Raw genomic sequence first — 10,057 nt, 5'->3', positions numbered from 1 at the left:
AATCGGTGATCGCAACGTCACCACCGTGCCATGGCCGCTCGCCCCTCAGAGCAAGCGCCGTTCTCTCTCCAAAACTTTTTGCAGAACCTTCAGCACACTATCGCGGTGCCGGCATTTCAGAAGTTTGCGCTGCCCCTCATCCCCCTACCGGGACCTCCTCTCCGTAAAACGGGGAGAAGGGGCTACGCTCAATAATCGCCGTTATAATACCGGTCGTCGCAGGGGGCGGTGTAGATGCGGCCGCTGGTGCGATCCTGATAGCGGCAAAGCTGTTCGCTGCGCGGCTGCGGCGTGGTGGCGTTGCCGACGACGGCGCCCAGCAAGGCGCCGGCTCCGGCACCGATGACCGTGCTCTTGGTGTTGCCGCCGATCGCCTGGCCGGCAAGCGCGCCGGCGCCGGCGCCGAGCAGCGCACCGGTGCTGGTTCTCTGCTGTGCTTCGGTCTGCGCGCAGCCTGCCAGCGCGGCGGTTACGAACATGGCGGCAATGGCTCTGGACATGGTCATCGTCTGATACTCCCTTGAAGTCTATGAACTAATTCGCAGGCTGATTTTGCCAAGTACGGTCGCATTTGCGGCGGAACATAGGCACCGTGCCTCACGAAATAAGACATGGTTGTTTTTGTCTGACAGCCTGATCCGCAAAGAAAGTAACCGAACAAGACCCAAAGAGCTTCATCTCCAGTCGACCTTCGAGAGCGCTACGCTGCCTCGATCTGCATTACCTTTTTCGCCGCAGCGGCCAGAAATCCGGATCGGCTGTAGCCGTGGCGCTCCGCATATCGGTCAATCTGATCGAGGACATCTTCCGGAATGGTGACGTTGACACGCACGACCTTCGCAGCTTCAGCTTTCAAGGGAACCAGGATGGCGACACCGCTCAGATTGTCCTTGTCCGACATCACTTCCTCCAGGGATGACGGCTCGGGAATGGCCTCGCCATCCTCGACCAGCCCCTCGACATGAAAGGCCAGTGCTTCCCCGGCCATGGCACGGGCATCATCCAGGTTGACGCCGGCTGTCACCAGGCCCGGAAAATCGGGAAAGGAGACGCCGAAGTCGCTGTCCGCTTGCTTGTGGATCAATCCGATATAGTTCCGCATTTCTCTACCTCAGCTTCACGCCGGATTGTTTTTCAATACTCTTGAGAGTGCCGATCGGGATGTCGCGCTTGGGATGCGGAACTGTCACCCGGCCCGGCTTGGATTTGTGCTTGAACTGGGCGTGACTTCCTTTTCGAGCCACTTCGTACCAGCCATCCGCCAACAGCCTGTGGATGACATCGGCGCCCTTCATGTTGTGTATAAATACACATAACTGACCCAAATGTCCATGAGGATTTGCCGCAGTTTGCGTGCGGCGGTCCAATCGCTGCCTTTTTCAATCCCCGAAAAATCCCAAAAATGGAGAAATCAAATGACCCGAGGTCTTGCGCGGACGCTTTCGCGTGCCGCCGCCAGAGAAGCCGGCCTTGCCCCGCCCAAGGCGGGGCTCACCGCCAGGACGACCGGACAGGGCGGCGCCTACCGCACCGTCTTCTCCTTCAATGCCATGCCGGTGCCGGTCACCGATGCACTGGCCTATGCCAGCCAGAAGCTGTTCGATTTCATCGATGGCAAGATCCGCATCAGGGGCGGTACGGCCCGGCTGCAGTTCGCGGTGCTGACTACCCGCGCGTCGACCATCAACGACAATGCCGCGCTGACCTGGTCGCTCGGCTCGACGGCAGCGTCGAGCGCGGCGCTCGCCGGCACCATGGTCAATGTGCTGGCCGCCACCGGCCGTACGCTGGATGGCGCGGGTGCCGCACTGTCGAGCGCGTCGATTGCCGATGTTGCCGCAGCCTTGACGCTCGACGGCACCGTGACGCCGGTCGACCTCTATCTCAACCTGGCGTTTGCCACCGGCACGGATATCGACGCCGACGGCACGCTGGCGGTGTCGGGCACCATCACGCTGCTCTGGGAGAACTGGGGCGATAATGCCTGAGGCGCTAATCTTCCCCCTTGAGGGGGAGATGTCGCCGAAGGCGACAGAGGGGGTCGGTTCGACCGGGCGCGACGCCCGGCGACAGATGAGGTCGGCGCTCCACGCGCGGCTACCCCCTCTGGCCTGCCGGCCATCTCCCCCTCGAGGGGGGAGATACCAAGCGTCGCCATCGGCTCTCCTCTGAAACGTCAACAAAAGGAATCTTCTCATGACAGATCTGGCAGACGCCGGGTCCGTGGTGGCGGCGCCACCGGCGGGCAACCTTGCACGGCCACCGGCCAACGGGGACAACGGGTCCGTCCCGCCTACGGCCAAAAGTTGGTTTGACGGTCTTTCCGAAGGCAACCGCAAGCTTGCTGAAACCAAGGGCTGGACCAAGCCTGAAAGCCTCGATCGGGTCTTCGCCTCCTATGCGGAGCTGGAGCGGCAGCAGGGCGAGAGCCTGCGCGTTCCGGCAGCCGATGCAGCCGCGGAAGACTGGGACAGGTTCCATGCCCGGCTGCCCGAGGCGATGCGTCCGCTGACCTCACCCGAGAAGGTCGAGTACCGGCGCCCCGACGGGCTCCCCGAAAACTTCGCCTATTCGGACGAGCTCGCCAATGCGTCCAAGACCTGGGCGGTCGAGGCAGGTGCTACCCCGAAGGTCGCACAGGCCTATCACGACCGCTTCGTCGGCTACATGGCCGAGCAGGCCAAGGCACAGCAAATCGCTGTTGCCCGCTCGGTCGAGACGACCCACGACGACCTCGTCAGGGATTGGGGACCGACCGGCAGCGATGGCTTTCGCCAGAAGCTCGAGGTCGCCAACCGGGCGATGAAGAAGCTCGGACTGGTCAATGCCTACAAGGCGAAGGGCATCCTTCTGCCGGACGGTGCCTTGACCGACCCGCAGATCGCCAAGGCGTTCCACGCCATCGGCGAGGCGATGTTCCGCGAAGACACGATCGACGGCAATGCTGCCTTGAGCGGAGGCAATCCCTTCAAGCGCAATGCCGCCGGCGAGCGCAACCTGACTGGCATCTCGGCGCTCGTCAAAAGCGACCCCGCCCGCGCCCGGCGGCTGGCACGCGAGGCCGGCGAAAATCCCGACCTGTGGATGCCCAACAATCCTCTTTAACCCGAACCTGAAGGAAGACAAAAATGGCAGACGCCTATACCCGTATCGCGGACGCGATCGTTCCGTCCGTCTATGCGCAATACTCGTTCGAGGAGCACGTCCAGTCGCTGGAGATTTACCAGGCCGGGATCCTGTTTTCCGACCCGTCGATCGCCTCGAAGCTCAGCCTGGGCGGACGTTCCGTCGACATGCCCGGCTGGAAGGACCTCGGCAACGATCCGTCCGAGCCGGTCAATGACGACCCGGCCGACTCGATCGAGATGAAGAAGATCGGTGCGCGCCGCGAAGTCGCCGCCCGCAATGTGCGTGCGCAGGCCTGGGGCATCCCGGATCTGACCTCGATCCTTGCCGGCGACGATCCGCAGAAGCTTATCGTGCGCCGCCAGACCGACTACTGGCAGCGCGCCAACAAGCTGACGCTGCTGGGCATACTGAAAGGCGTGCTGGCCGACAACATCGCCAATGACGGCAGTGACCTGGTGCGCGTCACCGGCGCCTCCATCGTCGACACCGACATCATCGAGGCCGCCTATCTGATGGGCGACCGCGCCGACAAGTTCAAGACGATCTGGATGCATTCGAAACAGATGAAGGCGCTGAAGCTCGCCGACCTCATCGACTATGTGCCGTCGTCCGAGCAGGGCGGGCCGCTGATCCCCTATTACATGGGGCTCAGGGCCGTCGTCGACGACGACATTCCGGTTGCCGGCGGCGTCTACACGGCGTTCATGTTCAAGGACAAGGCGATCCTTTGGAACGAGCTGCCGGTCAACACCGAAGGCGGCCCGCTCGAGTTCGACCGCAAGCCGCGGCAGGGCCATGGCGGTGGTGTCACCGAAATGGTCGGCCGCCGGCATTTCGTGCCGCATGTGCCGGGCACCCGCTTCCTCGATGCGTCCTCGGCCGGCGAATTCGCCACCGATGCCGAGCTGGCACTGGCGGCAAACTGGGACCGCACGGCGTCGAGCGTCAAGCACATGACGTTCATCGCGCTGAAGACGACCGAGGCCTGATCGGGCGAAGGGGCGGGCGTCAGACGTCCCGCCCCTTCGGGACACCAGGTCGGCCACCGTGGCGACCCGCAAGTTCACCCGCTGCGCTGCGTCGGAGTGATGTGAATTTTGGCGTTCGCTACAACATTCATGTTGCCCTTTGGCCAATCGACGGCACCAAACAGTTACAAGAAAGGGCGATGCTGCCTTGTCTTGGTAAGGGAGGTCACCATGAACATGAAGTACAAAACAGTTCAGGAAGTGCTCCGAAAAGCGGGCATTGTCATGAGCAAGAAGGGGGAAGTTCATCGCATAAACTTCTTCAGCGGCCTGGAAGACACCGCTTACTACACGCCAAGTCTTCAGGACGCCCTGGACAGGGGCTTGGCTTTGGCGGGAGGTGCCGGAAGGGTGAAAGCAAGCGTCTTTGCCAAGTCAGCTGAAACAGGGATCTCGACCGGCGCGCACGTCGGCTGACACAATTCAGGCAAGACATCGCCGCGTTGCGCGGCGGTGTCGTGAAACTGCAATAGCCGAAGCTTTGCCGTCTTCCTTGCCCGAATGGGAAAAAGACGGATCACGCAGCGCCTGCCACCCGTGTCCTGACGGGGCGGTTGGCGTTGTGACGCTCGATGCACGAGACGTGCAACGTTCCGCCCAAGCCAAAATCACAAAAAATCCCCAGCCGCTTCGAAGCGGCTTTTTGCCGTGGAGGCACCATGCCCCGTTTTCTCCGACCAACCATACAGACAGAGGGCTGAGCCATGGCCATCACCCCGCTCGACATCGCCAACATGGCGCTCGCCGTGCTCGACGAGGCGCCGATCGACAGCCTCGACCAGGACGCCAAGGCGGCGCGCCTGCTCAATCTGCATTTTGACCTGACCCGCGAGGCCGAATTGACCAAGCATGCCTTTGTCTTCGCCATCCTGGCGGCCTCGGTCGCCGGCTTCGACACCTGCGGCGGCGCTGGCACGCTGAACTTCGCCTATGAGCTTCCCGCCGATTGCCTGCGGCCCTTGCCGCTGACCCATAATGGCGAGCCGGATGGCGTGCCGCTCTCATGGCGGCAGGAGGCCGGGCTGATCTATTCGGATCAGGCCGGACCGCGCGTCATCCGCTATGTCGCCAATCTGACCGATCCCAACGACTGGGACGCGCTGTTCAGCGAAGTGCTGGTGGCGGCGCTCGCCATCAAGATCGCCCATCCGTTGACCCACAAGGCCAGCATGATCGACGTCGCCCGCAGCGCCTATGACAGGGCGCTGGACGCCGCCTATTCAGCCAATGCCATCCAGCGCGGCGGCAGATTTTCGACGACGTCCTGGGCTTTCCAGCGCGGCGACAGCCGGGGCGTCGGCCGATGACCACGCTCTATCCGGTCCAGGATGCTTTCATCCGCGGCGAGATTTCTCCCCGCTTGCATGCTCGCGCCTCGCTCGATCTTTACCGGGCGGCGCTGTCCAAATGCATGAATTTCGTCACGCTGCCGCATGGCGGTATCAGGAAGCGTGGCGGCACCTATTTTTGCGCGGAGGTGAGGGACTCATCAAAGGCGACACGGCTGATCCCGTTCATCTTCTCGGCCGATCAGGCCTATGCGCTCGAATTCGGCGATCTCTACATCCGCGTCTATGCCTATGGCGCGCGTGTCGGCACGGTCGAAGTCGTTTCGCCTTATCCCGAGGCCGATCTGTTCGACCTGCAATTCGTCCAGTCGGCAGACCAGATGTGGATCACCCACAAGGATCATCCGGTCAAAGTGCTGACGCGCACTGCGCACACGACCTGGACGCTCGCCGATTTCGTCTTTCTCGACGGCCCATACGACAAGATCAACACCACGGCCACGACGCTAACGCCGGCCGCAACCGGCAACGCCATGCCGGTCATGGCCTCGAATACGCTGCCAAGCGGCACGGTCAGCAACAGCAACGGCTCATCCGACGTGTGGCAGGTGTTCGATGGCGACAAGCAGAAGGGGGAGAACATAGCGGGCTTTCCGAGCGGGTATCTGCGCTACCAGTTCGGCGGCGGGGCCAAGACGGTCGACGCCTACTGGATTACCGCCACGAATGATCACTCAGACACTGCATCGCCGACCCAGTGGCAATTCCAGGCCTCGCACAACGGCACCGACTGGACGACGCTCGACAGCCGGGACGGAGAGACCGGCTGGTCCAAGTCGGAAACCCGTTTCTTCGACGGCTTCAACAACACGGTTGCCTACGAATATTATCAGCTACTGTTTTCAGGTGGCGGCAGCGACGGAACCGCTATCGCCGAACTGGCCCTGCACGAATACGCGCCGTCGCAAACGCCGTTCGATCTCTCGGCCTCCTCGATCGTCGGCATCAACGACGGCATCGGCTTCCAGACCAGCGATATCGGCCGCGCCATTCGTCTGCTTGGCGCGGATGGCTTCTGGCGCTGGGCCAAGGTCGTTGCCCGGACCAGCACGACGGTGGTCACGGTCCAGTTGTACGGGCATGCTCTGCCCGATCTCAGCCCGATCATTCGCTGGCGTCTCGGCACGTTCGTGCCCGGCAAGTATGTCCAGAGCGGTTCGCTTTACGAGGAGCGTCTGGCGTTCAGCCGAAAATTCTCGGTCTATGCCTCGCAAACCGGCGATTTCGACAACTTCGCCACCGGTGAGAAAGACACCGACGCGCTGGAATTCGTGCAGGCAGGTGGCGGCCAGGCCAATGACATTACGTGGGTGGCGGAATCGGACGGTGCGCTGATCATCGGAACGCTTGGCGGGGTGAGGGCGCTGTCGGGTTCCGGCATCGACGAGGCGCTGACGCCGTCCTCGTTCAAGAACCGCCGGTCCCGGACTTTCGGTTGTGCCCCGCTGCGTCCCGTCGATGCGGGGCAGTCGTTCCTCTATGTCACCCGCTCCCGCAAATCGATCGCCGAGCTGACGCAAAACGCCACCGGCCGCTTCACCTCCGACGATGTCGGTCAGATATCGGAGCACATTCCCAAGAAAGGCGTCGTCGAACTCGCCTTCCAGACCGACCCCGATCCGCTGCTCTGGTTCCCGCTCGGGGATGGCGAACTCGGCGGCTACACGCACCAGCCGTCGCAGGACGTTCGCGGCATGCACATCCACCAGATCGCCGGAAGCTTCGCAGGATCGAACTGGGCCGTTGTCGAAAGCGCCGTGGTGACGCCCGGCCAGGACGGCAACGACGATCTCTGGCTGATCGTCAAGCGCACGATCGGCGGCGTGACCAGGCGCTATATCGAAATCAAGACCGCGCCGTTTGAGTATGGCGGGATCGGCGATGCATTCGAAGTCGACTGCGGCCTGACCTATTCGGGCGCCGCTGTGGGCACGGTCTCAGGGCTTGATCATCTCAACGGCGAAACACTCGACGTCTTGGCCGATGGCAAGGTCTACAAGGGCCTTGCTGTGGCTGCTGGCGCGGTTTCGCTGCCCGGTGGGGCTACGGCAGCCAAATGGCAGGTCGGGCTCGGCTACCAGTCCGAAGCCAACACGCTGGAACTCGACGTCGGCGGTCGCGACGGATCGATCGTCGGGCGGCGCAAGAAGGTGGCCAAGCTCATTCTTTCGCTGCTGGAAACCGACACAACCGGGCTTCAGGTCCAGTCGTTCATCCGCGGCCGCTGGGAGCAGGTTCGCATTCCGTCTGTGGTTGCACCCGACGGCATGGCGAAATTGTTCACCGGCAATGTCGAGGTGCCGATCGACGATAGCTGGGAAGGGCAGGGGCGGGTGAAGATCCGCCACGTCAATCCAACGCCCTGCACGATCAGGGCGATGACACCGGTGTTCGACGCCGAGCCTTAGAAGCTGCTGATCTCCCCCCTCGAGGGGGAGATGTCGCCGAAGGCGACAGAGGGGTCGGTTCGTCCTGACGCGGCCTCCTATCGCAAACTGAGGGGTTGGAGCTCCACGCGAGACGACCCCCTCTGGCCTACCGGCCATCTCCCCCTCGAGGGGGGAGATCACCCGCTCCGTCTTCCATCGCTTCCCCAACCAAGGAACCCACCCGTGACTCAACTCCCCCATGCCGAAGACCTCGGCAGGGCGCGGACGGCTGCCGATTTCGCTGCCATCCGCGCCTTGCTCGACACCGACCTCAACGATGCGATCGCCCGCAAGGGCGAGCTGGAAACGGAAAAGTTTCACGCGATCTTCGGCGCCGGCAATTTGACGGCGGCGCGTGCCGCATTGGACGACTGCAACGCTGAAATCGCGCTGATCGAGAAAACCATCGAGGACGCGGACGAGCGCCGCATTGGCGCCCCCCTGGACGAACCCCCCGCCGAAGCTGCCGTCGCCACGCCTGCGCCCGGCGACGAGGTCAGGACAAAGGCCGAGGCGCTCGGCGAGCGCTGGCGCACGGTCCACTGGCTGATCGAGCAGCTGCGCCAGGAGCTGTTCGCGGCCGATGCCTTGAGCCGCGCCATCATCGCCGCCAACGGCCTTTTCGATGCCGACGGCGCCGTCGACCTGAAGATCAACCTGACCACCATCCGGCGCACCGCCATGGCCGGCCCGCGGGCCGCCGCGCCATCGCGTCTCAGCCGCCCGGCGATCCAGGCCGACCGGCTGCTTTTGTCCTTCCTCAGCCCGGGCGGCGTGCTCGACCGGCGGCCTTCGATCGGTGCGCCGGTCGACGGCATCAAAAGCAAATTCATTCCCGCCGGCGAACGAGGCTGACCATGTGCACACTAGCTCTTATCGGTACGGCGCTTTCGGTCGGCGGCGCGCTGGCGGAAGGCCAGCAGTCCAAGCAGATGGCCGAGTACCAGGCCAAAGCCTATGAACAGCAGGCGCGGGCCGACGCCCAAAGCTCGGCCTTCGAGCAGGGCCAGGAGCGCCACAAGCAGGATCTGCTGCAGGCGCAGGCGCGTGGCCAGGCCGGCGCTTCGGGCGTCGCTATTTCTGGTTCGCCGACCGAGGTGCTGGCGGCCAATGCGAGGCAGGGCCAGCTCGACCTCAAGGCGATCCAGTACGGCTCGCAGCTGCGCCAGAACGGTCTCGCCACGCAAGCGGCGATCGCGCGCTTTTCCGGCAGGCAGGCGGTCGGCGCCTCGATCTTCAAGGCCGGCGGCAACCTCGTGTCGGGCATCTCCGGCCTCTACGACCCGGCCAAGGCGGTGACGTTCGGCAGAAGCGCCTTCCCGCCGGCGCCGGGTGGAGGCCTCTACTGATGGCCACCATCCCGCTCCAGCTTGCCCAGCGCCGCCTCGATACCGGCACTGTGGCCTCCTATCCCAGCGGCTCGCCGGTGGGCGCCGCCATGCAAGGCTTTGGCGACGAGCTCTCGGCGATTGCCGAGCGCTTCAAGCAACAGAAGCAGCAGCAGGACGCTTTCGATGCCGACATTATCGGCCGCGAGCTGAACGCACGCATAGCGCATGCCGAGGCCGTGGCGGTGCAGACCGCGCCGGCCGACGGCGGCGGCCTGCACGACTTCATGTATGGCCAGCTCGATCCGCGCAGCGACGGCGTCGTCAAGCCCGGCCTGTTCGACCAGATCTTCGACGACACCGTGGCGAAAGTGCCGGAGGGCGAACGCGCCAATTTCCTCGCCCAAAAGCAGGCTCTGCGGCTCGCCGGCTCGGCACGCATGGCGGCGCAGCAGCACGCGCGGCGCCAGAATTATGAGCAGGCCGAGTGGAGCAAGGTCGAGGACGGCTATACCAGCGCCATCGCGCAAAGCGACCCGGACGACACAGAAACATTCGATGCCATCAGGCAGAGCGGGCTCGAGCTGATCGGCAAGATGGGCAACCCGGTGGCCCGGCAGGCCGCCGAGGCCGCCTGGCGCGCCAACACGGCAAAGGCGCTCGCCCAGGCGATGATCGCCAAGGACCCGAAGGGTGCCGCGGAGGTGCTGGGTGGGGCGGTCGGGAGCGACTGACGGCAGGACCAAGGACGATACCGTCGAGGCTGTGAGTGGGCCTCGGGCGAGTGGGTCCAG

12 protein-coding genes are annotated in these 10,057 nt (G+C 63.8%); 9 read left to right on the top strand and 3 right to left on the bottom strand.

The features are described from left to right. Nucleotides 1–188 precede the first annotated feature (188 nt). From NKH28_RS27820 to NKH28_RS27810, 3 genes are all read right to left on the bottom strand, one after another. Nucleotides 189–506 (bottom strand): YMGG-like glycine zipper-containing protein, encoded by a 318-nt coding sequence (locus NKH28_RS27820; protein ID WP_292654509.1) that lies wholly within the window; start codon nucleotides 504–506, stop codon nucleotides 189–191. Between the two features lie 194 nt (nucleotides 507–700). Beyond that, on the bottom strand, nucleotides 701–1,102 hold the full coding sequence (locus tag NKH28_RS27815) for a type II toxin-antitoxin system HicB family antitoxin (RefSeq protein WP_352541138.1): 402 nt from the start codon (nucleotides 1,100–1,102) through the stop codon (nucleotides 701–703). Between the two features lie 4 nt (nucleotides 1,103–1,106). Beyond that, nucleotides 1,107–1,295 (bottom strand): type II toxin-antitoxin system HicA family toxin, encoded by a 189-nt coding sequence (locus NKH28_RS27810; protein WP_352638347.1) that lies wholly within the window; start codon nucleotides 1,293–1,295, stop codon nucleotides 1,107–1,109. 120 nt (nucleotides 1,296–1,415) lie between these two features. On the opposite strand from NKH28_RS27810, the gene NKH28_RS27805 reads away from it, so the two are divergent. The 9 genes from NKH28_RS27805 (at nucleotide 1,416) to NKH28_RS27765 (ending at nucleotide 9,997) form a co-directional block, all read left to right on the top strand. Then, nucleotides 1,416–1,988, top strand: coding sequence for a hypothetical protein (locus NKH28_RS27805; protein WP_352980894.1), 573 nt, complete (start codon nucleotides 1,416–1,418; stop codon nucleotides 1,986–1,988). Nucleotides 1,989–2,196: 208 nt separating this feature from the next. Further along, on the top strand, nucleotides 2,197–3,105 hold the full coding sequence (locus NKH28_RS27800; RefSeq protein ID WP_352980893.1) for a hypothetical protein: 909 nt from the start codon (nucleotides 2,197–2,199) through the stop codon (nucleotides 3,103–3,105). Between the two features lie 23 nt (nucleotides 3,106–3,128). Further along, nucleotides 3,129–4,118, top strand: a complete 990-nt coding sequence (locus NKH28_RS27795; protein ID WP_352755556.1) for a Coat protein — start codon at nucleotides 3,129–3,131, stop codon at nucleotides 4,116–4,118. Nucleotides 4,119–4,328: 210 nt separating this feature from the next. Then, on the top strand, nucleotides 4,329–4,574 hold the full coding sequence (locus NKH28_RS27790) for a hypothetical protein (protein WP_031211513.1): 246 nt from the start codon (nucleotides 4,329–4,331) through the stop codon (nucleotides 4,572–4,574). A 287-nt stretch (nucleotides 4,575–4,861) separates the two neighbouring features. Continuing rightward, a complete protein-coding gene (locus NKH28_RS27785; protein ID WP_352770674.1) occupies nucleotides 4,862–5,464 on the top strand; it encodes a phage connector family protein in 603 nt (200 codons plus the stop codon). Next, the gene (locus NKH28_RS27780; RefSeq protein WP_352980892.1) at nucleotides 5,461–7,914 is read left to right on the top strand and encodes a phage tail protein; all 2,454 of its coding nucleotides are present in this window, start codon (nucleotides 5,461–5,463) and stop codon (nucleotides 7,912–7,914) included. Before NKH28_RS27785 ends, NKH28_RS27780 begins: the two co-directional genes overlap by 4 nt. A gap of 204 nt (nucleotides 7,915–8,118) precedes the next feature. Continuing rightward, nucleotides 8,119–8,790 carry a hypothetical protein gene (locus NKH28_RS27775; protein WP_352980891.1) on the top strand — a complete coding sequence of 224 codons (672 nt, stop codon included), beginning with the start codon at nucleotides 8,119–8,121 and terminating at the stop codon, nucleotides 8,788–8,790. 2 nt (nucleotides 8,791–8,792) lie between these two features. Continuing rightward, nucleotides 8,793–9,284 (top strand): hypothetical protein, encoded by a 492-nt coding sequence (locus NKH28_RS27770; protein ID WP_352980890.1) that lies wholly within the window; start codon nucleotides 8,793–8,795, stop codon nucleotides 9,282–9,284. Beyond that, a complete protein-coding gene (locus tag NKH28_RS27765) occupies nucleotides 9,284–9,997 on the top strand; it encodes a hypothetical protein (RefSeq protein ID WP_352922181.1) in 714 nt (237 codons plus the stop codon). Before NKH28_RS27770 ends, NKH28_RS27765 begins: the two co-directional genes overlap by 1 nt. Nucleotides 9,998–10,057 lie beyond the last annotated feature (60 nt).

Source organism: Mesorhizobium sp. M1227 (assembly GCF_040318315.1).
In the GTDB taxonomy this organism is placed as follows: Bacteria; Pseudomonadota; Alphaproteobacteria; order Rhizobiales; family Rhizobiaceae; genus Mesorhizobium.
This window is presented reverse-complemented; position numbering and strand designations above follow the sequence as displayed.

What these genes read in the sequence shown, in the direction of transcription:
- NKH28_RS27815 (WP_352541138.1), bottom strand. Translation starts at nt 1,102, where the DNA reads ATGCGGAACTATATCGGATTGATCCACAAGCAAGCGGACAGCGACTTC.
- NKH28_RS27800 (WP_352980893.1), top strand. Translation starts at nt 2,197, where the DNA reads ATGACAGATCTGGCAGACGCCGGGTCCGTGGTGGCGGCGCCACCGGCG.
- NKH28_RS27785 (WP_352770674.1), top strand. Translation starts at nt 4,862, where the DNA reads ATGGCCATCACCCCGCTCGACATCGCCAACATGGCGCTCGCCGTGCTC.
- NKH28_RS27765 (WP_352922181.1), top strand. Translation starts at nt 9,284, where the DNA reads ATGGCCACCATCCCGCTCCAGCTTGCCCAGCGCCGCCTCGATACCGGC.
- NKH28_RS27770 (WP_352980890.1), top strand. Translation starts at nt 8,793, where the DNA reads ATGTGCACACTAGCTCTTATCGGTACGGCGCTTTCGGTCGGCGGCGCG.
- NKH28_RS27795 (WP_352755556.1), top strand. Translation starts at nt 3,129, where the DNA reads ATGGCAGACGCCTATACCCGTATCGCGGACGCGATCGTTCCGTCCGTC.
- NKH28_RS27820 (WP_292654509.1), bottom strand. Translation starts at nt 506, where the DNA reads ATGACCATGTCCAGAGCCATTGCCGCCATGTTCGTAACCGCCGCGCTG.
- NKH28_RS27810 (WP_352638347.1), bottom strand. Translation starts at nt 1,295, where the DNA reads ATGAAGGGCGCCGATGTCATCCACAGGCTGTTGGCGGATGGCTGGTAC.
- NKH28_RS27790 (WP_031211513.1), top strand. Translation starts at nt 4,329, where the DNA reads ATGAACATGAAGTACAAAACAGTTCAGGAAGTGCTCCGAAAAGCGGGC.
- NKH28_RS27805 (WP_352980894.1), top strand. Translation starts at nt 1,416, where the DNA reads ATGACCCGAGGTCTTGCGCGGACGCTTTCGCGTGCCGCCGCCAGAGAA.
- NKH28_RS27780 (WP_352980892.1), top strand. Translation starts at nt 5,461, where the DNA reads ATGACCACGCTCTATCCGGTCCAGGATGCTTTCATCCGCGGCGAGATT.